At 67.0% G+C, this 20,734-nt stretch carries 22 protein-coding genes and 1 tRNA gene; 10 read left to right on the plus strand and 13 right to left on the minus strand.

Features of this window, described 5'->3' with window-relative positions; genetic code table 11:
• Window positions 1-4: 4 nt before the first annotated feature.
• The 4 genes from arsB to ACMGDH_RS02335 are packed head-to-tail and all read right to left on the minus strand — an operon-like array spanning window position 5 to window position 2,289.
• Window positions 5-1,078 carry an ACR3 family arsenite efflux transporter gene (gene arsB, locus ACMGDH_RS02320; RefSeq protein ID WP_436826305.1) on the minus strand — a complete coding sequence of 358 codons (1,074 nt, stop codon included), beginning with the start codon at window positions 1,076-1,078 and terminating at the stop codon, window positions 5-7.
• Window positions 1,071-1,478, minus strand: coding sequence for an arsenate reductase (glutaredoxin) (gene arsC / locus ACMGDH_RS02325; protein WP_436826306.1), 408 nt, complete (start codon window positions 1,476-1,478; stop codon window positions 1,071-1,073). The genes arsB and arsC overlap by 8 nt, the downstream gene beginning before the upstream one ends.
• A complete protein-coding gene (locus ACMGDH_RS02330) occupies window positions 1,475-1,945 on the minus strand; it encodes an ArsI/CadI family heavy metal resistance metalloenzyme (RefSeq protein WP_436826307.1) in 471 nt (156 codons plus the stop codon). The genes arsC and ACMGDH_RS02330 overlap by 4 nt, the downstream gene beginning before the upstream one ends.
• A complete protein-coding gene (locus ACMGDH_RS02335; RefSeq protein WP_436826308.1) occupies window positions 1,942-2,289 on the minus strand; it encodes an ArsR/SmtB family transcription factor in 348 nt (115 codons plus the stop codon). Before ACMGDH_RS02335 ends, ACMGDH_RS02330 begins: the two co-directional genes overlap by 4 nt.
• Before the next feature lie 227 nt (window positions 2,290-2,516).
• On the opposite strand from ACMGDH_RS02335, the gene ACMGDH_RS02340 reads away from it, so the two are divergent.
• On the plus strand, window positions 2,517-2,840 hold the full coding sequence (locus ACMGDH_RS02340) for a hypothetical protein (protein WP_436826309.1): 324 nt from the start codon (window positions 2,517-2,519) through the stop codon (window positions 2,838-2,840).
• A 72-nt stretch (window positions 2,841-2,912) separates the two neighbouring features.
• Here the strand turns inward: ACMGDH_RS02340 and ACMGDH_RS02345 are convergent, their stop codons facing one another.
• Window positions 2,913-3,410 carry a Dps family protein gene (locus tag ACMGDH_RS02345; RefSeq protein ID WP_436826310.1) on the minus strand — a complete coding sequence of 166 codons (498 nt, stop codon included), beginning with the start codon at window positions 3,408-3,410 and terminating at the stop codon, window positions 2,913-2,915.
• Window positions 3,411-3,657: 247 nt separating this feature from the next.
• Between ACMGDH_RS02345 and rpmG the strand changes: the two genes are divergently transcribed.
• Window positions 3,658-3,825, plus strand: coding sequence for a 50S ribosomal protein L33 (gene rpmG / locus ACMGDH_RS02350; RefSeq protein WP_046348982.1), 168 nt, complete (start codon window positions 3,658-3,660; stop codon window positions 3,823-3,825).
• A 69-nt stretch (window positions 3,826-3,894) separates the two neighbouring features.
• Here the strand turns inward: rpmG and ACMGDH_RS02355 are convergent, their stop codons facing one another.
• Window positions 3,895-4,287, minus strand: coding sequence for a response regulator (locus ACMGDH_RS02355; protein WP_436826311.1), 393 nt, complete (start codon window positions 4,285-4,287; stop codon window positions 3,895-3,897).
• A 37-nt stretch (window positions 4,288-4,324) separates the two neighbouring features.
• Here ACMGDH_RS02355 and ACMGDH_RS02360 point away from each other — a divergent pair, with 37 nt between their 5' ends.
• The 4 genes from ACMGDH_RS02360 to ACMGDH_RS02375 all read left to right on the plus strand — a co-directional run bounded on the left by ACMGDH_RS02360 (window position 4,325) and on the right by ACMGDH_RS02375 (window position 6,730).
• Window positions 4,325-4,591 (plus strand): DUF3572 domain-containing protein, encoded by a 267-nt coding sequence (locus tag ACMGDH_RS02360; protein ID WP_436826312.1) that lies wholly within the window; start codon window positions 4,325-4,327, stop codon window positions 4,589-4,591.
• Entirely contained in the window at window positions 4,588-5,223 is a 636-nt protein-coding gene (locus ACMGDH_RS02365; protein ID WP_436826313.1) for an HAD family hydrolase, read from the plus strand. The genes ACMGDH_RS02360 and ACMGDH_RS02365 overlap by 4 nt, the downstream gene beginning before the upstream one ends.
• A 9-nt stretch (window positions 5,224-5,232) precedes the next feature.
• Window positions 5,233-5,703 carry a RidA family protein gene (locus ACMGDH_RS02370; RefSeq protein ID WP_436826314.1) on the plus strand — a complete coding sequence of 157 codons (471 nt, stop codon included), beginning with the start codon at window positions 5,233-5,235 and terminating at the stop codon, window positions 5,701-5,703.
• A gap of 178 nt (window positions 5,704-5,881) precedes the next feature.
• Window positions 5,882-6,730 carry a TorF family putative porin gene (locus ACMGDH_RS02375; RefSeq protein ID WP_436826315.1) on the plus strand — a complete coding sequence of 283 codons (849 nt, stop codon included), beginning with the start codon at window positions 5,882-5,884 and terminating at the stop codon, window positions 6,728-6,730.
• 70 nt (window positions 6,731-6,800) lie between these two features.
• On the opposite strand, the gene ACMGDH_RS02380 is transcribed toward ACMGDH_RS02375, so the two are convergent.
• The 6 genes from ACMGDH_RS02380 to ACMGDH_RS02405 form a co-directional block, all read right to left on the minus strand.
• Complete coding sequence (locus ACMGDH_RS02380) at window positions 6,801-7,214, minus strand: DUF3035 domain-containing protein (RefSeq protein WP_436826316.1); 414 nt, start codon at window positions 7,212-7,214, stop codon at window positions 6,801-6,803.
• The gene (gene lspA, locus ACMGDH_RS02385) at window positions 7,207-7,728 is read right to left on the minus strand and encodes a signal peptidase II (RefSeq protein ID WP_436826317.1); all 522 of its coding nucleotides are present in this window, start codon (window positions 7,726-7,728) and stop codon (window positions 7,207-7,209) included. Before lspA ends, ACMGDH_RS02380 begins: the two co-directional genes overlap by 8 nt.
• Window positions 7,725-10,673 (minus strand): isoleucine--tRNA ligase, encoded by a 2,949-nt coding sequence (ileS, locus tag ACMGDH_RS02390; protein WP_436826318.1) that lies wholly within the window; start codon window positions 10,671-10,673, stop codon window positions 7,725-7,727. Before ileS ends, lspA begins: the two co-directional genes overlap by 4 nt.
• Before the next feature lie 647 nt (window positions 10,674-11,320).
• Window positions 11,321-12,247, minus strand: a complete 927-nt coding sequence (locus ACMGDH_RS02395) for a bifunctional riboflavin kinase/FAD synthetase (RefSeq protein WP_436826319.1) — start codon at window positions 12,245-12,247, stop codon at window positions 11,321-11,323.
• A 238-nt stretch (window positions 12,248-12,485) separates the two neighbouring features.
• Complete coding sequence (locus ACMGDH_RS02400; RefSeq protein WP_436826320.1) at window positions 12,486-14,072, minus strand: PAS domain-containing hybrid sensor histidine kinase/response regulator family protein; 1,587 nt, start codon at window positions 14,070-14,072, stop codon at window positions 12,486-12,488.
• A gap of 83 nt (window positions 14,073-14,155) precedes the next feature.
• Entirely contained in the window at window positions 14,156-14,944 is a 789-nt protein-coding gene (locus tag ACMGDH_RS02405) for a DUF1134 domain-containing protein (protein WP_436826321.1), read from the minus strand.
• 158 nt (window positions 14,945-15,102) lie between these two features.
• Here ACMGDH_RS02405 and ACMGDH_RS02410 point away from each other — a divergent pair.
• The 4 genes from ACMGDH_RS02410 to ACMGDH_RS02425 all read left to right on the plus strand — a co-directional run bounded on the left by ACMGDH_RS02410 (window position 15,103) and on the right by ACMGDH_RS02425 (window position 18,203).
• A tRNA-Ser gene (locus ACMGDH_RS02410) sits at window positions 15,103-15,195 on the plus strand.
• A 22-nt stretch (window positions 15,196-15,217) separates the two neighbouring features.
• A complete protein-coding gene (locus ACMGDH_RS02415) occupies window positions 15,218-16,006 on the plus strand; it encodes a FadR/GntR family transcriptional regulator (protein ID WP_436826322.1) in 789 nt (262 codons plus the stop codon).
• 105 nt (window positions 16,007-16,111) lie between these two features.
• A complete protein-coding gene (locus ACMGDH_RS02420; protein WP_436826323.1) occupies window positions 16,112-17,686 on the plus strand; it encodes an aldehyde dehydrogenase (NADP(+)) in 1,575 nt (524 codons plus the stop codon).
• Between the two features lie 94 nt (window positions 17,687-17,780).
• Window positions 17,781-18,203 carry a nuclear transport factor 2 family protein gene (locus tag ACMGDH_RS02425; protein WP_436826324.1) on the plus strand — a complete coding sequence of 141 codons (423 nt, stop codon included), beginning with the start codon at window positions 17,781-17,783 and terminating at the stop codon, window positions 18,201-18,203.
• A 58-nt stretch (window positions 18,204-18,261) separates the two neighbouring features.
• Here the strand turns inward: ACMGDH_RS02425 and ACMGDH_RS02430 are convergent, their stop codons facing one another.
• On the minus strand, window positions 18,262-20,724 hold the full coding sequence (locus tag ACMGDH_RS02430; RefSeq protein ID WP_436826325.1) for a glycoside hydrolase family 3 protein: 2,463 nt from the start codon (window positions 20,722-20,724) through the stop codon (window positions 18,262-18,264).
• Window positions 20,725-20,734 lie beyond the last annotated feature (10 nt).

Here is a 20,734-nt window from a genome sequence, read left to right on the forward strand (position 1 = left end):
GCGGTCAGATCGAGACGGTGGAACCCGGCCGTTCGTACCAGCTGCGCGTCCGCTTCACGATCGCGACGACGGACAACATCACCGGCACCTCCACCAGCACGCCGACCACCGTCGCCAAGGCAGCGCCGGATTGCAAGCCGAACAGGCTGATCGCGGCGGCGACCGCCAGCTCGAAGAAGTTGCTCGCACCGATCAGTGCGGCTGGCGCCGCGACGCACCAGGCGACCCCGAAGCGGCGGCTCAGCCAATAGGCCAGCCCCGCATTGAAATAGACCTGGATCAGTATCGGCACGGCCAGCAGCGCGATGACGAGAGGCTGTGCGAGGATCGCCTCTCCCTGGAAGCCGAACAGCAGCACGAGCGTGGTGAGAAGCGCCACGAGCGACACCGGGCCGAGGCGGCGAAGCAAGGCATCGAGCGCCGCCTGGCCGCCGCTGGCGAGGCGCTGGCGGCGGACGAGCTGCGCGACGATCACGGGCACGACGATATAGAGCAGGACCGACAGCAGGAGCGTGCCCCACGGCACGGTGATCGAGGCGACGCCGAGGAGCAGGCCGACCAGCGGCGCAAAGGCGAAGACCATGATGAGGTCGTTCAGCGCCACCTGGCTCAGCGTGTAATGGGGCTCGCCCTCGCAAAGGTTCGACCAGACGAACACCATTGCCGTGCAGGGTGCCGCGGCGAGCAGGATGAGGCCGGCGATGTAGCTTTCGATTTGGTCTGCGGGAAGCAGCGGCCGGAAGAGCCAGCCGATGAACAACGTGCCGAGCAGCGCCATCGAGAAAGGCTTCACCGCCCAGTTGATAAACAGGGTCACGCCAACGCCGCGCAAATGCTGGCGGACCTGCCCCAAGGCGCCGAAGTCGATCTTCAGCAGCATGGGGACGATCATCAGCCAGACCAGAACCGCGACGGGCAGGTTGACTCGCGCGACCTCGGCCTCAGCAATGACCGCGAAGAGCCCGGGCAGCATCGCACCGAGCGCAACGCCGACGACGATGCAAAGGGCGACCCACAGCGACAGATAGCGCTCGAAGATCGTCATGGCAGGCATGGCCGCCGCCGCTTCGTCAGCCATTGGCGGGCACAACCTCACCGTCTTCCTTGACAAAATCCGCCTTAAGTGGCCGGCCGAGGATCGACAGCACCGCTTCGGACGGGCGGCAGAGCTTCACGCCCTTCGGCCCGACGACGATCGGTCGATTGATCAGGATCGGGTGCGCCATCATCGCGTCAATGTGCTGGTCGTCGGTGAGCGTCGGGTCATCCAGCCCCAGCTCGGCATAGGGCGTGCCCTTCTGTCGAAGCAGATCGCGCGGGGCCATGCCCATGCGCTCGATCAAGGAGACCAGTTCCTCCCGGGTGGGCGGCGTGTCGAGATAATGAACCACCTTGGGTTCGCTGCCGGTGGCGCGGATAAGCGCCAGCGTGTTGCGCGAGGTTCCGCAGGCGGGATTGTGATAAATCGTCACGCTCATTTGCAGCAGGCTACCTTCGGAGCCGGCATGACGGGAGCGCAGCACGCGTTCTCGGCGGCGTTGCCGGAAAGCGCACCCAGCGCGGGGCTGTCGCCGTAGACTGTCGCCTCGCCCTTGGTGAAGAAGGCTTCCCACACCACCCCGTCGGGATCGGCGACCCAGCTCTTTTCCGATTTCGCATAGCAGCAGGTGGTGGCGCCCTCCTCGAGCACCGGGCGATCCGCCGCCTCGAGGCGGCCATAGACTTCCGCGAGTTCCTCGTTGCTCTCTGCCTGGATGCCGAGATGCTCGATGCCCTTGGCGGCGTGGTGACCCGACGAGATGGCGAAGTTCACGCGCGGATCATCCAGCATCCACTTGGCATAATCGGCCTTCACGACGCTGGGAGGGGCGCCAAACAAAGTCGAATAGAAGGAGATTGAGCGATCGAGATCCTCGACGCCGACGTGCACGTGCAGGCGCTTCATGCGGATTTCCTTTCGGATTGGGCGGTTCTGGCTGCGCAGCCGGGAGCTGTGACGCAATCGGCGCCGGCGCAGCAATTCTCCATCAGATACGCCATCAGATCGTTCATTGCGGCATAGTCGGCCCGATAAATGATGGACCGATGCCGCCTCTCCTGCCGCACCAGGCCGGCCTTGCTCAACTGGGCGAGATGGAAGGAGAGCGACGAGTTCGGGACGCTAAGGGCTTCGGCGATGGCTCCGGCGGGCATTCCCGCCTCGCCCGCCTGAACGAGCAGCCGAAACAACGCCAGACGGTGCTCCTGTGCCAACGCACCCAGGGCGGGGACTGCTGAAATTGCATCCATGCACAACCCTCGATTCGATTTATTTCGAAATGAGGTATTGCGCAGCGGGAGTCAATTCATTTCCACAATCCTCGTAATGAGGCCTATCGTTGGCGGAGTGTGTTTCAGCAAAGCTGAAACAGTGGGGCGGCCGGCTTGCCTCCCCTTGCAATAGGGTTGCCACAAAGTTGCGATTAGGTTCCGCTTCGCCGGCAGCACGTCCGGCTCAGGTAGAGGGTTCCGTTCCTATGCAGTTCATCGTTCCGGCCGCCGCCGCGCTCGCGCTCCTCGCACCGGGCGCCTTTGCCCAGACGGCACCTGCGCCTGCCCCCGCGACCGCTACCGCCACGCCTGCTACAGCCAAGTTCAATCTCGACACGCCGATCGAGGCACTGGTCGCCGATCCGCGGGCAAAGGCGGTGCTCGACGCCGATCTGCCGGGCACGACCACGCACCCGGCCTATGAATCGTTCAAGAGCATGAGCCTGCGCGCGGTGCAGCCTTTTTCCGACGGCAAGCTGACCGATGAGATGCTCAAGAAGGTCGAAGTCGACCTCGCTGCAATCAGGTGACGCAAAAAGGGCCGGGAAAACTCCCGGCCCTTTCGATTCGGCGCCGGCCCTTCGATTCGGCGATAGCGCTAGTCAGCCCTTGCGGCTGGCCTCGAACAGGAACCAGGCGCGCTCCTCGGCTTCGTCGGTCCAATCGTCGACGATGCCGCTCGTCGCATTATCGCCCGCATCCTCGGCCGCCTGCTTCACGGCGCGGAAGCTCTCGACGAGCTTGAGGTTGTCGTCGCGCAGCTCGGCCAGCATGTCCGCAGCAGCGACGAACTCGGCGTCGTTGTCGCTGATCGTCTGGCGGCGCGCGATGTCGCCGATCGAGCGCAGCGTGACGTTGCCGGTCTTGCGCACGCGCTCGGCGATCGCATCGGTCACGCCCAGGATCTGCGTCGCCTGATCGTCGAGCAACAGGTGATAGTCGCGAAAGTGCGGGCCCGAGACATGCCAGTGGAAATTCTTGGTCTTGAGGTAGAGCGCGTAGCAATCCGCCAGCGCGCTGTTGAGCGCATCGGCGACACTCCTGGTGTCGTTGCGGTTGAGGTCGGTGGGCGTCTGAAGCGCCGCGGTCTTGTCTGCCATCTTTCCCTCCGGATGAATCGGTTCGTCAGCACAACGATCCCATATAGGTTCGGGTCCCGCGCTGCCCATGGGATTTTGCCGATGATGCTGATCGACGCCCTGATATCGCCGCCGCGATGCTCCGCCGAGGCTGTGAGGCACGCCAAGCCTTGACTTTCGGGCGGGACTCGCGCATCGGCCCGCGTCTGACAGCGGTGCGCCGGCGCGTGCCGCTCTTTCTTTTCGCAGTTTCGAGGGTTTTCGGGCCATGGCCAAGCCGACCACTGTCAAGATCAAGCTCGTCAGCTCGGCGGATACGGGCTTCTTCTACGTCACCAAGAAGAATCCGCGCACCCAGACCGAGAAGCTCAGCTTCCGCAAGTATGATCCGGTTGCGCGCAAGCACGTCGAGTTCAAGGAAGCCAAGATCAAGTAATCTGCGCCCGGCGCCGATTGCTGTGACCCCGCTCGAGCGGGGATCGCTTCCAGCGAACCCCGCACCTCTTCAGGGTTGCGGGGTTTCTTGCGTCGTGCCCGGCACGAGCGCGCGAACTTCCTCCATGAAGCGCGCGAGCGAAATCGGCTTCGAAACATAGGCATTGGCACCGGCAGCGCGAATCCGCTCCTCGTCCTCGCGGCCTGCATAGGCCGTCACCGCCATGATCGGAATCGCGCAAAGCTCGGGGTCGCGCTTCATCTCCTCGATCAGCTCGAGCCCGGTGACGTGCGGCATCTGGATGTCCATCACCACCAGGTCCGGCTCGAAGCTGCGTGTCTTGGCGACCGCCTCGCGCCCGTCGCTCACCGGTTCGGTGTCGAAGCCGTGCGCGCGCAGCAGATCGCAGAAGAGCTTGAGATTGAGTTCGTTGTCCTCGACAACGAGCACCCGTTTTGCCACGCGATTTACCCTTACGATTTGCACGAGTTCCTAGGCGATGCCCACGCAAGAAACAAACGCCGAGGCGATCGCGCTCCAGGCGCTCGTCTGGACGCTCGGCGATCCGGGCCGGGCGAGCCGCCTGCTGGACCTGACCGGGCTCGATCCCGCCGGGCTTCGCGCTCGCGCCGGCGAGCCTGCGCTACTTGCCGCGACGCTGGGCTTTCTCGAATCCTATGAACCCGACCTCGTCGCCTGCGCCGACGCGCTGGAGGTTCCGCCCGCCCGGCTGGTCGCGGCGCGACAGGAGCTCGAACGCGCATGAAACCGCTGCTCATCACCGATTGCGACGAAGTGCTGCTCCACATGGTGCGGCACTTCGGCAGCTGGCTCGACGAGGCGCACGACATCGAATTCGCGCCGACGGGCGGCGATTTCGCCAATTCGATGCGCCGCCGCGCCGACGGGGTGCTGGTGGAGCCCACTGCGATGTGGGGCTATCTCGACGGCTTCTTCCCCGCCGAGATGGAGCGCCAGACGCTGGTGCCGCACGCGCGCGAGGCGCTGGCCGCGCTGGCGGAGGTGGCGGAAATCGTCGTGCTCACCAACCTGGGCGATCATTGCCGCGAGCACCGTATCGCCCAGCTCGCCGCCCACGGCATCGCCCACCGCGTGGAATGCAATCAGGGCGGCAAGGGCGCACCGGTTGCGCGGATCGCGGCCGAGTTCGGCAATCCCGTCACCGTGTTCGTCGACGATCTCGAGCATCACCACGAATCGGTCGCGCGCCACGCGCCGCACGTCCACCGACTACACATGGTCGCCGAACCCAGCCTTGCGCCGCGTGTGCCGCCCGCACCCCATGCGCATGCCCGGATCGACGATTGGCGCGAGGCGCAGGCCTGGATCGCCGCGCGCTTCGCGGCGGGGTTGACCGCCGACCGCTCCGGTGGTTGAGCCAGCAGCATGACTGCAGCGATCGAAGCGAAGCTGGCCGAGCTCGGCCTCACCCTCCCCGAAACCGCGGCACCGGTTGCGGCCTATGTCCCCGCGGTCGAGGCCGGCGGGCTGCTCCACATCTCGGGCCAGCTGCCGTTCAAGGAAGGCGCGCTGATGACCGGACGGCTGGGCGAGGATCGCGACCTGGCCTTCGGCCAGGAGGCGGCGCAGCGCTGCGGACTGATGCTGGTGGCGCAGATCAAGAAGGTGCTGGGCGGCGATTTGAGCCGCGTGGAGCGGATCGTGAAGCTGGGCGTGTTCGTGAACAGCGCGGGCAACTTCATCGACCAGCCCAAGGTGGCCAACGGCGCCTCGGAGCTGATGCAGACGCTGTTCGGCGACGCTGGCCTGCATGCTCGAAGCGCTGTCGGCGTTCCGGTGCTCCCGCTGGGCGCGGCGGTGGAAATCGACGCCGTAGTGGCGGTCCGCCCCGCCTGACGTCTGTTGCGGCGCAGCAACACACGCCGGCCAACTGCAGTCGGCGTGGCAAATAATATTGTGCAATCGGCCTTGTTACGGCAATGATCTTGTGTCGGCCCAACGCCGCGCGATCATAGACGCGACGACGGCTGACAGCAGGTGGGAACCCTTCACCATTGATTTGAAAGGGATTTCCATGCGCCTCTCCATGCTCAGCCTCGGCGCGCTCGCCGTGGCGGCGCTCGCCACTCCGGCCTATGCGCAGGACGAAACCGATCCGCCGGCTTCGGATTTCACTGTCTCCGGCAGCGCGACGATCGCCAGCGACTACCGCTTCCGCGGCGTCTCGCAGACCGACAAGGAGCTTGCGGTCCAGGGCGGCGTCACGCTCTCGCACAAAAGCGGCGCCTATATCGGCACCTGGGGCTCGAACCTCTCTGGCTGGGGCACCTTCCTCGGCTGCAACTGCGAGCTCGACATTTTCGGCGGGTTCAAGTTCCCGATCGCCGAGGGTGCCACGCTCGACATCGGCGCCACCTGGTACATGTATCCGGGCGGCCTCGACGAGACCGATTTCGTCGAGCCCTATGTCAAGCTCTCGGGCACGCTCGGCCCGGCGACGCTGACCGGTGCTGTATTCTATGCGCCTCAGCAGGAGGCGCTCGGCCGGGTTTACTACACCGGCGCGGCGGCCGCGGCGGGGCTTCCGGACGATCCCGGCGACAAGGAAGACAATATCTATCTGTCGGGCGACGCAGTCGTCGGCATCCCGAACTCGCCGGTCAGCCTGCGGGCCCATCTGGGCTATTCGGACGGCAACAGCGGCCTGGGGCCCAACGGCACCAGCGTCGCGCCGACCGGCAGCTACCTCGACTGGAACCTGGGCGCCGACCTGACCTGGAAGAACCTGACGCTGGGTGTGTCGTACATCGACACCGACATCAGCGGGGAAGACGCGGCCTATCTGCTGCCCAACTTCCAGAAGACCACCGGCGGCTCGATTGCCGACGGGACGATCGTGGTGTCGCTCACCGCGGCCTTCTGATCCGGACCGAAGCGAAAGGGCGCGGCCACGCCGGCCGCGCCCTTTTTCGTGCCCAGGGGGTAAGCGAGGCTTACTGCGGCGTGCTGGCGCGGGCTTCCTGGCCGTCGCCTTCGGGAGCGGCGACGATGTCGCGCGTCGTCTGCCCCTTGTCGACCACCGTCGTGTCCGGGCTGCCGACGGTGCTGCGCGCGCCGACATCGGCGCTGGTGCGCCCGGCGGCGTTGAGCGCGGCATTCTCCGACGCGCTGCGCGCCTGCGAGCCGCCGAACAGTGCGTCGAGCGCCTGCTGCTGGGTGTTCGAATCCTGCGAACGCACCGCGCCGGCCTGCGGCGGCGTCAGCGCGAAATCGGGCGGGATGACCAGCGGCGCCTGGCGCGCGACGGCGAATTCGTCCGGCCGGGTACGGTCATAACCGTTCTTGCCGCACGCGGAGAGCGAGCCGGCGAGCGCGACGCCCGCAGCGATGACGATGAGCTTACGCATTGACTTCATTCTCCACAGCAGCCGGCCGCGCGGCCGGCTTATCGCGCACGAACAGCGCACGGATCAACAGGATCACGACGCCGATGGTAATCGCCGCATCGGCGACATTGAAGACCAAAAAGGGGCGCCACGTCCCGAAATGAAGGTCGGCGAAATCGACGACATAGCCGTAGCGCGTGCGATCGAGGATATTGCCCAGCGCACCGCCGAGCACGAGCCCCAGCGCCGCCACGTCGGGCGTCTTGCGCTCCTTGAGCATCCACCAGAACACGCCCGCGGCGATCGCGCCGGTGAGCAGGACCAGCGCCCAGCGCATCGCCGCGCCGCTCGCGGGCAGCAGCCCCAGCGATACGCCGACGTTCTGCACGAAGCGCAGATCGAAGAAGGGCAGCACCTCCATCGACGCGCCCGGCATGTTCAGCCCGAGCGGACCGGTCACGAGATATTTGGTGCCCTGATCGAGCAGGAACACCAGCACGGCCACGAGCAGACCGATGGAACGCACAGACTTCATTCGCCAACCACCTCGGCACAGCGTTCGCACAGCCCGCCATCCTGCACAACTTCGGGAAGATGCCGCCAGCACCGGCCGCATTTGTGGCGGTCGGTGGGCGTCACCGTGACGCTCTCGCCCGGCGTCACTGACGCGACGATGAACAGCTCCGCCAGATCGTCGCCGGGAAGCGGGAGATCGGGCACGGTCACTTCGGCTTCGAGGCTCGATCGCACCTTCTTCTCGCGGCGATAAGGCTCGATCGCTTCGGTCACCGTCTGGCGCAGCGCGCGGATCGCGGCCCAATCGGCGGTGGTGGCGGCGCCCTGCGGCAGCTGAGGCCATTCGAGCAGATGGACCGACCCTTCCTCGCCCGGGAATCGCGCCTGCCACACTTCCTCGGCGGTGAAGGCGAGGATCGGCGCGGCGTAGCGGACCAGGGCGTGGAAGAGGATGTCGAGCACCGTCCGGTAGGCGCGGCGCTTCGGATCCGTGGCTGCGTCGCAATAGAGGCAGTCCTTGCGGATATCGAAGAAGAAGGCCGACAGGTCTTCGTTGGCGAAATCGGTGAGTGCCCTGGAGTAGCGATTGAACTCGAACGCCTCGGCGGCGCTGCGCAGCTCGGCGTCGAGCTCGGCGAGCCTGGCGAGGATATAGCGCTCGAGCTCGGGCATTTCGGCCACAGGCAGCTTCTCGGAGTCCTCGAATCCATCGAGCGCGCCGAGCAGATAGCGGAAGCTGTTGCGCAGCTTGCGGTAGGTGTCGCCGGTGCCCGCGAGCACTTCCTTGCCGATGCGAACGTCCTCGAAATAGTCGGTCTGCGCGACCCACAGGCGGAGGATGTCCGCGCCGCTCTCGCCGATGATCTTGAGCGGATCGACGACATTGCCGAGCGACTTGCTCATTTTCCGGCCGTTGCCGTCGAGCGCGAAGCCGTGGGTGAGCACTGCCTCATAGGGCGCGCGGCCGCGGGTGCCCGACGCTTCGAGCAGCGACGACTGGAACCAGCCGCGATGCTGGTCCGAACCTTCGAGATAGAGATCGGCGCGGACGCCCTCGCCATAGCGCGCCTCGACCACGAAGGCGTGGGTCGAGCCCGAATCGAACCAGACGTCGAGGATGTCGTTGACGACCTCATAGTCTGCGAGACTGTAATCGGGGCCGAGCAGCGCCTGGTGATCGGCCTGGAACCAGGCATCGGCGCCGCCCGCACGGAAGGCTTGGAGGATGCGCGCGTTGACCGCCGGATCGCGCAGATAGTCGCCGGTCTGACGGTGGACGTAGAGCGCGATCGGCACACCCCAGGCGCGCTGGCGGCTGATCACCCAGTCCGGGCGCCCCTCGACCATCGAGCGGATGCGGTTGATCGAGCGCTCGGGCACCCAGCGGGTGTGTTCGATCGAGTTGAGGGCGAGTTCGCGGAGAGTGGGGGCGTTGCTTCCTTCAAAGCCCTCTCCCCTCTGGGGAGAGGGTTGGGAGAGGGGCAGTGCGGCAGGCGCATCGCTCGTGGCGTGCCCCTCTCCCCGACCCTCTCCCCGGAGGGGAGAGGGAGAAGAAGGCTTGTCCATCGGGATGAACCACTGCGGGGTGCAGCGGAAGATGATCTTGGCCTTGCTTCGCCAGCTATGCGGATAGCTGTGCTGGAAATCTTCCGAGGCGGCGAGCAGCGCGCCGGCTTCGCGCAGGTTCGAGCAGATCGGGCCGTCGGGCGCGACGAACTTCTTGTTGATGACGCTGCCCTGCCCGCCGAGCCACAGCCAGTCGGGGCGGTACATGCCCGAAGCATCGACCGCGAAGACCGGATCGATGCCGTGCGCCTTGCAGAGCAGGAAGTCGTCCTCGCCGTGGTCCGGCGCCATATGGACGAGCCCGGTGCCGGCGTCGGTGGTGACGAAATCGCCGGGCAGGAACGGGCGCGGCCTGGCGAAGAAGCCGCCGAGGTGGTGCATCGGGTGGCGAGCTACGGCGCCCGCGAGCGCTTTGCCCGAGAAGACGGGTTCCCTCTCGAAGCCGAGGCGCGGCGTATCGAAGCGGTGCTGTTTCAGAACGCGGTTTACGAATGCGCCGATTAGGTTTTCAGCGATCAGAAAGCGTTTGCCGACGAGCTCCTCCGGAACCGCTTCCCTGTCGACACTACGAAACCAACCGACGACGTACTCGATGCCTTCGCCGAAGCTGAGCGCCTGGTTCACCGGGATCGTCCACGGAGTCGTGGTCCAGATCACCGCGTACACTTTCTCGCCGGCATCGATGAACGCTTGGATGCCGGGCACGTTGGGCGCCTCGACGATCTCGAACGCGACGTCGATCTGGGTCGAGACCACGTCCTCATACTCGACCTCCGCCTCGGCCAGCGCGGTCTTCTCGACCGGGGACCACATCACGGGCTTGGCGCCGCGGTAGAGCTGGCCGCTCTCGGCGAACTTGAGAAGCTCGCCGGCGATCGTCGCCTCGGCCTCGAACTTCATCGTGAGGTACGGATCGTCCCAGTCGCCCATGACGCCGAGCCGCTCGAACTGGCCGCGCTGCACCGCGACCCATTTCTCGGCATAGGCGCGGCATTCGGCGCGGAAGGCGACGGGATCGACTTCGTCCTTGTTGAGCTTCTTGGCGCGGTACGCTTCCTCGACCTTCCACTCGATCGGCAGGCCGTGGCAGTCCCAGCCGGGAACATAGGGCGCGTCCTTGCCCATCAGGCTCTGCGAGCGGACGATGATGTCCTTCAGGATCTTGTTCATCGCATGGCCCATGTGAATGTCGCCATTCGCATAGGGCGGGCCATCGTGGAGGATGAAGCGCTCGCGCCCGGCGCGCTCCTCGCGCAGCCGATCGTAGAGCCCGATCTTCGCCCAGCGTTCGAGGATCGCCGGCTCCTTTTGGGCAAGGCCGGCCTTCATCGGGAAATCGGTCTTCGGCAGGAAGACGGTGTCGCGCCAGTCGCGCGGTGTGTCGGGTGCGTCGTTCATGGAGTGGCGGCAATTAGAGGAAGTGTGGGCGGCGCGAAACCCTTGAGTCGGGGCGGCGGATGGGGCGCGGTTGACTCCGGTTGACTCGATATCGCGTTTTTTCGGCGAAACGACTGCGACACGACAGCGAAGCGCCAATGAAGCGACACCGAAGCGACACTCACGCGACACCCACGCGACAGTGACGCGCCATGGACGCGACGCCGGGGCGACACCGACACACCAGCGACGCTACACCGACGCGACGGTGAAACCACGCCCGGGCGACAGGCACGCGACGCGATCTGATCCACGAGGTTCGACGGGCTGTGCGTGATGAGAACGAAAGCAGATCAAATCCTATTTTGGAAGGGGTTGTGCCTCAGTGGCGGCACCCTCTCCGTCACCCCCGCGAAAGCGGGGGCCCATCTCCCGCCGTATCGACAAGCGATCAGATCCTATTCTGCGGCTCGCTTCGGAGATGGCCCCCGCTTTCGCGGGGGTGACGGCAGGGGGCTGCACCTTCGCGTGAATCATTTTTTCGCGCAGAGGACGCCGAGAGTGAGTTCAACGAACTGCGCTGCGGCTTTCGAATGGTGAGTACCGAGGGCGCCTGCCGGCGCGGAGCCGGAAACCCTCTGCGTCCTCTGCGTCTCTGCGCGAACCTCTTACTTCTCCAGGATCACCCGCGCCTTGGCGGCATCCGCGTCCATCTGCGCCTTGAGCGCATCGAGGCTGTCGAACTTGGCTTCGGGGCGGAGATATTCGATCAGCGCGACTTCGATCGCCTGGCCGTAGAGATCGCCCGAGAAATCGAAGAAGAAGCTTTCGAGCAGCTCCTTGGGCGGATCGAACATCGGGCGGACGCCAAGGTTCGCGACGCCGCCGAGGGTGCGACCGTCAGCCAGCCGGCCGCGCACGGCATAGATTCCGTAGGCGGGTCGCAGATAATTGGCGAGCGCCATGTTGGCGGTGGGATAGCCGAGCTCGCGCCCGCGCTTGTCTCCGCCCTCGACCACGCCCTCAATCGCGAAGGGCCGGGTGAGCAGCGCCGCGGCTTCGCGCGGCCGGCCCTCGCGCAGATGCGCGCGGATGCGGGTGGAGGAGACGGTCTCGCCGCCGAGCATCACCGGCGGGACGACTTCGGCCGAGAAGCCGAGATCGGCGCCGAGCGCCGCGAGCGTGGCGACATCGCCCTCGCGCCCCTTGCCGAACGTGAAGTCGTTGCCGGTGACCACGCCGGCAGCGCCGATCAGCCGCACGAGCTGCTGCTCGGCGAAAGCGCGCGCGCTGAGGCCGGCGAGCGCGGCGTCGAAGCCGAAGACGAACATCGCGTCCGCCCCCGCCTCCGCGAAGAGCCGCTGGCGCTGATCGAGCGTGGTCAGGCGGAAATGCTCGGCACCGGGCTGGAAGAAGCGCCGCGGATGCGGATCGAAGGTGGCGACGATCGCCGGGCGCCCCTCGGCATGCGCATGCGCGATCGCGTGGCCCACCACTGCCTGGTGCCCAAGGTGAAACCCGTCGAAATTGCCGAGCGCGACGATGCCGCCGCGATACGCGGCCGGAACCCCCGAGCCGCTGTCCAGCCGCTCCATGGCCGCGGCTATAGGAGCGCGCGGAGGGCGGGAAAAGCCCCGAAGCGGCGGGCGGCGGGTTGGGTCGTGTGGATTCATCCCCTCCCTGAAAGGGAGGGGCAAGGGGTGGGTATAGCCGCGGGCGAGGCTCGATGCCTCGGCCGTCGCTTTTGTCGGACTGAGCTCTTTAGGCGCGCAGACGCGCGCACCCACCCCCCAACCCCTCCCTTTCAGGGAGGGGAGCAGGTCGGTCCGCTTCCTACCGCTTGCCGCGGCTGCGGAAGGGGACGACTTCGCCGCGTTCGCCCGAAGCGCCGACGATGTCGTTGAGCGCACGGACGAGCTCGTCCTGGCGAAAGGGCTTGGTGAGCCGCGGCAGCTGGCGCGGGAGATCGGGCGGCAGCTCGGCATAGCCGGAGACGAGCAGCACCGAAAGATCGGGCGAGCGTGCCTGCGCCGAATCGATCAGCTGCAGGCCGTTCATGTCGGGCATCGCGAAATCGGTGACGAGCGCATCGACGTGATTCGCCTCGAGCAGCAGGAGCGCCTGCGTGGCCGAGCTTGCCTGGAGCACATGGTGGCCGGCATCCTCGAGCATCGCCGTGGTGTTGGTGAGCACGAGCGGATCGTCGTCTACCGCGAGCACGGCGAGGGAGAGGTCGGCGGCGATATGCTCTTCGCCGCCCGAATCGTCGGCCGCCGGCACAATTTCGCTCTCGGAGACGGGGAGCCAGATCTCGACAATGGTGCCTTCGCCCTTGTGGCTGCGGATCGCGAGCTTGCCGCCGCACTGCTCGGCGAAGCCGTGCACCATCGAGAGGCCGAGGCCGGTGCCCTTGCCCACGCCCTTGGTGGTGAAGAAGGGCTCGGTGGCGCGCGCGAGCGTCGCTTCGTCCATGCCCTCGCCGCTGTCGGCGATGCTGAGGCAGACATAGCTGCCGGGCGCCAACCCCTGGCCCTGCTCCACCTGTTCTTCGCGCGCGGCGATCGCCAGCCGGCCGCCATCGGGCATCGCGTCGCGCGCGTTGACGGCGATGTTGAGCAGCGCCAGCTCGAGCTGCGCGGGATCGGCGTGGACCGGCCGCAGCACCAGCGGGAACTGGGTGACGATCCCGATGCCAGGTCCGATCGTCCGCTGGAGAAGCTCGGCCATGCCGCGGACCAGCGCGGCGGGGTCCACCGTCTCGAGCTTGAGCTGCTGGCGGCGCGCGAAGGAAAGCATGCGCTGGGTGAGCGTGGCGCCGCGCTCGGCCGCCTGCATCGCATTGTCGATGAAGCGCGAGACGTCGCCGCCCTCGGCCAGCCGCCGCCGCGCGAGATCGAGGCTGCCGACGATCGCGGCGAGCAGATTGTTGAAATCATGCGCCACGCCGCCGGTGAGCTTGCCCACGGCCTCCATCTTCTGCGCCTGGAAGAAGGATTCCCGCGCCTGTTCGAGCGCAAGCTGCGCCTCGCGCCGCTCGGTCAGGTCGCGCGTGATCTTGGCGAAGCCGATCAGCTTGCCGGCGGGGTCGCGGATCGGATCGATCACCACGCTGGCCCAGAAGCGCGTGCCGTCCTTGCGCACGCGCCAGCCCTCCGCCTCGAACTTGCCTTCGCGATCGGCGGTTTCCAGCGCGATGCGGGGAATGTCCGCCGCGCGGTCCTCGTCGGTGTAGAAGCGCGAGAAATGCTGGCCGATGATCTCTTCGGGGGCATAGCCCTTGAACCGGCGCGCGCCCGGGTTCCAGCTCGCCACCAGGCCCGAGGGATCGAGCATATAGATGGCGTAATCGGTCACGCTCTGGACGAGCAGCTCGATCCAGTTGGTCCCCATCGTCTCGGAAGAATTGTCGTTGATCGTCATTCGGTCCCCGCGGGACCCAAGATATGCCCCAGCATCAGTGCAAAACGACCCCCGTCGGCGATCGTTCCCCGCGGCCGCCTGTCCTAAAACGGGAGCCAGCGCTGCTTTTCGCTGAATTTCATATAGCCTGCGTTGACCCCGAGCCGCCAGCCGACGCCCATGCGGACGGGGATCAGCACCACGTCGCCGCGGCGCAGATAGCTCGCCGAGAAGCCGCCGACGAAATAGACTCGGCCCTCGCCCTGCGGGAAGCGCTTGTAGAGCTCCTGGCTGTCGTAGAGGTTGTAGACGAGGACGAAGACCTTGTTGGCATCGCCGCCGATGTCGAAGCCGATCGACGGGCCGGTCCAATAGACCTTCCGCTGCCCCTCGACCTTGTGGAACATCTCGCCCGAACCGTAGCGCAGCCCGACGCCGATTGCGCCCGACGCCTCGCGGCCGGCGATATAGGCGTTGGGTTCGCCCTGTTCCTTGAGGATGTCCTCCAGAATTCCGGCGAGGCCCGAGGCGCCCTTGCCGAACACCCCCTCGGCCGCGCCGATCAGATCGTCGCGCTGATAGGTGGTGCTCGCCTGGGTGCGCGCGCTGGGCGCGGTGGCCTGCGTCGGCTGGGGTGCGGGCGTGACCGGCTGCGGATCGACGGGCGTCTGCTGCGGCTCGGGCTGCGGAGGCGGCTGCGTGCTGCCCTGATACGGCCCCTGATCGACGACCGGGGGCGGCGGAGGCACCTGCTGCTGCTCGGACGGCGGAGCATCGAGGTCCGAATCGATCGCCGTGTTGGGATCGATCGTCGTGATCTGCGCGGAAGCGGGCAATGCGCCGAGCCCCAGCATGACGGCAGCAGCCCAGCCCATCCAGTCACGCACGCGCATCAAAACCCCACCCACAGCAAAAATGGCTCCCGATCCTATGGCCATCGGGCTTTCGCTGCAATGAACGCTCGACAGGGCGAGTCGATTCCGGGCCCGGCAGGTTGGCCGTTGATCCCTGCGAAAGCCGTCGCTATAGCCCCGCCCTCGGGCCCTTTTCCGGAGACGTGGGTGAGTGGCTGAAACCAGCGGTTTGCTAAACCGCCGTACGGGGATTACTCGTACCGAGGGTTCGAATCCCTCCGTCTCCGCCACCGCTGCCCAGCCGGGAGCCCGATGACCGCAGCTCCGATCCAGCCCCCTGCAACCGTGCGCAAGCGCCGCCGCCCGCCGCGCCCGCGTTCGCTGCGACTGCATGGCACAGTCGCGCGCGATCTGGGCATCCGGATCGTCTCGGGCGCGCTCGCCCCCGGCGAGATACTCGAAGGCGAGATCGCGGCGAGCGAACAGTTCAAGGTCTCGCGCACTGCCTATCGCGAGGCGATCCGCATCCTCGCCGCGAAGGGGCTGGTGACCTCGCGTCCCAAGATCGGCACCCAGGTGTCGCCGCGGCGCGAGTGGCACCTGCTCGACCCCGACGTGCTCGCCTGGATCTTCGAGGGAGAGCCCGACGAAGGGCTGATCGAAGCGCTGTTCGAGCTTCGGCGGATCGTCGAGCCCGATGCCGCGCGGCTCGCGGCGATGCGGCGCAGCGACGAACAGCTCGCGCGGATGAAGGCCGGGCTCGACGGCGTGGCCCAGCACGGCTTCGATTCGGAGATCGGGCGGCGGTGCGACGAGCAATTCCACTCGGCGCTGCTCGAAGCATCGGACAACGACTTCGTGATCTCGCTCACCAGCGGCGTCGCCGCCGCGATCGCGATCACCACGGCCTTCAAGCAGCACCGGCTTCCCGCGCCGCACGACGCGCTTCCGGTGCATCTGAACGTGCTCGAAGCGATCGAGGCGCAGGATCCGCAGGGTGCGCACGACGCGATGGCTCGGCTCGTCGAGCACGGGCTGCGCGACACCATGGAGGCGCGCGATCCGCACGGCCGATCGAAGATGCGCGCCGTCTGCTGCTGAAATGGGCAGCTGAAATGGGCGGCGGCGGTTGAACCGGCGAGCAGCGACGCCTAAGTGCGCTGCGCAAATGTTACCGTTAACGTTGACCAGGATCGGGAGAGCGAAATGGCGCTGACTGGGGAATTGTTCATCGCATCCAAGCGCGTAAAGCGCGATGGCGCAGGGTTCAGGGCAATCGCGGCTGCGACCGGTGCCGAGATCGAGCCGAGCTTCAGCGTCGCGACCACCGAGGACGTAGAGGCCGCCTGCGCCGCCGCCGAGGCTGCCTTCCCGATCTATTCGAACCTGCCGCGCGAGGAGCGCGCCAAATTCCTGGAAGCGATCGCCGAGGAAATCGAAGCGCTGGGCGACACGCTGGTCGAGCGCGCGATGCAGGAAAGCGGCCTGCCCCAGGCACGCCTGACCGGCGAGCGCGGCCGCACCGCGGGCCAGCTTCGGCTGTTCGCAAAGGAGCTTCGGCTGGGCGAATATCTGCGCGCGCGCATCGACCATGCGATCCCCGATCGCCAGCCGGCGCCCAAGCCCGACCTGCGGCTGCGCATGGTGCCGTTGGGTCCAGTGACGGTATTCGGCGCGTCGAACTTCCCGCTCGCCTTCTCGGTTGCGGGCGGCGACACCGCCGCGGCGCTCGCCGCCGGCTGCCCGGTGATCGTGAAGGGCCATTCGGCGCATCCCGGCACTTCCGAGCTCGTTGCCGGCGCGATTACGCGCGCGGCGGAGAAGACCGGCATGCCCGCAGGCGTCTTCTCGCTGATCAACGGCGCGGGCAATTCGGTCGGCTCGGCACTCGTCACTGACCCGCGGATCAAGGCCGTGGGCTTCACCGGATCGCGCGGCGGCGGCACCGCGCTGATGAAGCTGGCGCAGAACCGCCCGGTGCCGATCCCCGTCTATGCCGAGATGAGCAGCATCAACCCGGTGTTCCTGCTGCCCGGCGCGCTTGCTGCCAGGGCCGAGACGCTGGGCACCGGCTTCATCGCCTCGCTGACGATGGGCGCGGGTCAGTTCTGCACCAATCCGGGCCTCGTGCTCGCGCTCGAAGGCCCCGACCTCGATCGCTTCGTCACGGCGGCGTCCGACGCGATGTGCGGCGCGCCGTCGCAGGTGATGCTCACCCCGGGCATCCACAAGGCCTATGAGAGCGGCGTCGCGCGCTGGGCCTCGGCACCCGCGCTCAAGCTGGTCGCACAGGGCCAGGAGCCGAGCGGTCCCACGTCGGGCCGCGGTGCGCTGTTCACGATGACCGGCGCCGATTTCATCGCCGATCCGAGCCATGCCGAGGAAGTGTTCGGCGCGGCGTCGCTGCTGGTGCGCTGTGCGGGCATCGACGAGCTGATTCAGGTCATCGGCCTGCTCGAGGGCCAGCTCACCGCGACGCTGCACCTCACCGATGACGACACCGCGCTCGCGCAGCAGTTGCTCCCAGCGCTCGAGCGGCTCGCCGGGCGCATCCTCGCCAATGGCTGGCCGACGGGCGTGGAAGTGACCGACGCGCAGGTTCATGGCGGCCCCTTCCCGGCGACTTCGGACGGGCGCAGCACCTCCGTGGGCACCCTCGCGATCGACCGTTTCCTGCGGCCGGTTGCGTATCAGGACCTGCCGGCTGCCCTGCTCCCGGCGGAGTTGCGCGAAGGCGATGCCGGCATCCCGCGCCGGGTGGACGGCAAGCCGACGCTCTGACGTTCATCCCGTCGGCGCAATGTTCGGCCCGCCGACGTTGCGCCGGTTTCAAGACTGCTTAGGCTGGGCTCCTCAATCGGGAGGAGTCCAGCCTATGCGTAGCCTGTTGTTGTTCGCAGCACTGACGATCGCCGCGCCCGCCTTCGCGCAGGAGAAGGACGAAGCCGGCGCGCGCGCCGCGGTGAATCACTATCTCGCAGGCCACGCTACCGGCAGCCCCGACGAGTTCCGCGCCGCCTTCCACCCCAAGGCGATGCTCTACTGGAACCGAGACGGCGCCTTCGCCGAGCGGACCAGCGCCGATTATATCGCCGCCGCCCCCGGCAAGCCCGCCGCCGACGAGGCCCAGCGCCGTCGCTCGATCGAGAGCCTGGACGTCACCGGCAACGCGGCGATGGCCAAGGTGGTGCTCGATTATCCGAGCGTGAAGTTCACCGACTATCTCTCGCTGGTGAAGGCCGATGGCGAGTGGAAGATCGTCAACAAGATCTTCAATGTGGAGCGCAAGACGCCGTAGCCACTGTTCCCCTCCCGCTTGCGGGAGGGGAGCGCAAAGGGGGAGCCTTTCGCCTGGATCACTTCGCTCCCGGGCAGGTCGAGCCGTTCGGGTCCGACACGATCCGCACGTCGGCGATCGCGAAGCGCAGCGGACCGCTCGCCTCGACTGCGAAGGGCGCACTGACCTTGCTCACGTCGACCCCGTTGCTCTGATAGCATTTGAGCAGGATCTTGGCGGTGCGCCACTGGCCGACCGCGCCGGTGAACAGGCTCGCCGCGTCGATCGCGCCCTTGTTCGCGCCGCCGAGCATCGTGAGCTTCACCGGCCCGGCCGCGACCTGATCGAGCTTGTAGCTGATCTGCAGCGACAGATCGGCGTTGGTCTCACGGCTGAGGTCGAGCGCCATGCCCTGGATGCTGAGCGTCCCCGGACCCGACCAGGCGAACTGCTGGCCGCCCTCCTGCGTCTGTGGGCCATCGACGGTGGCGCGGTCGATCTTGCCTTCGGTGACGATGCGCCAGGGCGCCGGGGCGGTGCCCTTTGCGAAGAAGGTGCTGGTGTTGGCGAGCGACGGATCGACTCCCGCCTCTTCACTCAGTGCCGCCACGGTGCCGCCCTTGGCATAGGTAAGGCCATAGCCGAGCGCGAACAGCGGGTCGTAGCCGGGCTTGCCCTTGTTGAGCGTGAACTGCGCCGCGGTCTTGGGCCAGGAGAAGGATAGCTTGCCGTGGAAGTCGCGGCGCGGCTTGCCCGCGGCATCGCCGACGATCACATCGGCCACGCCCGCGCCTTCGCTGCCCGGCAGCCAGGCGGCGACGAACGCGTCCGACGCGTTGAGCTCGGGGTTCACCCAGAGTGGCCTGCCCGAGAGGAACACCGAGACCACCGGCACCCCCGCCGCCTTGAGCTTCTTGAGCAGCGCCAGCGCCTGCTTGTCGCCCGGCTGGAACTCGAGCGTGCGGATGTCGCCGCGCATCTCGGCATAGGGTTGCTCGCCGAACACGACGATCGCGACATCGGGCTTGGCAGTGAAGCTGCCGTCGGCCGAGAGCGTGGCGGTGCCGCCCCCGGCCTCCACGGCCTTCTTGATCCCCGAATAGATCGTCTCGCCATTGGGGAAGAGCTCGTTGCCGTTGGCATCGCCCTGCCAGCTGAGCGTCCAGCCGCCGGTCTGGAGCATCATCGAATCGGCGCCAGGACCCGCGACGAGCACCTTCGCGCTCGCCTTGACCGGCAGCACGCCGCTGTTCTTGAGGAGCACGAGCGACTTGGCGACCGCCTCACGCGCAACGGCGCGGTGCTCGGGGCTGCCGAGCACGCCGGCCTTGCCCTCGACCGGGCGCGCGGCATCGAAGAGCCCAAGCTTGACCTTGACGCGCAGGATGCGGCGGACGGCATCGTCGATCCGGCTCATCGGGATCGTGCCGTCCCTGACGTGGCGGACGGTCGATTCGAACAGCCCCTTCCAGCTGTCCGGCGCCATCGCCATGTCGAGGCCGGCGTTGAAGGTCTGCGCGCAATCGGTGTTGGTGCAGCCCGGAATCTGGCCGTGGCCGTTCCAGTCGCCGACGACGAAGCCCTGGAAGCCCATCCGCCCCTTGAGCACATCGGTGAGCAGCGACTTGTTGCCGTGCATCTTGGCGCCGTTCCAGCTGTTGAACGAGGCCATCACCGTCATCGTGCCGGCGTTGATCGCATTGGGGTAGCCGGCGGCGTGGATGCGGACCAGCTCCTCCTCGCCGATCTGCGTATCGCCCTGATCGACGCCGCCCGCGGTGCCGCCGTCGCCTAGGAAATGCTTGGTCGAGGCGGCGACTCGCCCGTTCTGGATGCGCGTGCTGCCCGCCTTGCCCTGGAGCCCCTCGACCATCGGCCCGGCGAGGCCGGCGACGATCGCGGGGTCCTCCGAATAGCCTTCATAGGCGCGGCCCCAGCGGTCGTCCTGAGGGACGGCGAGCGTCGGACCGAACGCCCATTCGGGGCCGGTCGCCGCAGTCTCGATCGCAGTGACTTCGCCGATGCGGCGAATCAGACCGGGATCGTTGGCCGCGCCGAGCCCGACATTGTGCGGGAAGACCACTGCGCCGATCACGTTCGCGTTGCCGTGGACCGAATCGATGCCGAAGATCAGCGGGATCCTGAGATTGCCAGGCCGGTTCTCCATCGCGACGGCGCGAAAGGCGCGCGCAGTATCGACCCAGGGCTGCTGCGGCGAGCGATCGTCGGCACCGAGCGGGGGCGAGTTGCCGCCCGCCAGAATCGAGCCGAGCGGGTATTTGCGCAGATCCTCGGGCTTCATGCTGGCGATGTCGCCCTGGATCATCTGGCCGACCTTCTGCTCGAGCGTCATCTTCGCCATCAGCGCGGTGACGAACTTCTCGGTCTCCGGATCGACCAGGCCCTGGCTCTTCGCAGCGGGCCATTTGGCGGGATCGGCGACCGTCGGCCCTTTAGACAACGCTGTCGGCACTTGCTGCGCAAAAACCGGTGCAGCCATCAGCGCCGTGCTCGCGAGCAGCAGCTTCATCCCCTTCGTCATCGCATCCTCT

The organism is Sphingomonas radicis, from assembly GCF_051400635.1.
GTDB lineage: Bacteria > Pseudomonadota > Alphaproteobacteria > Sphingomonadales > Sphingomonadaceae > Sphingomonas.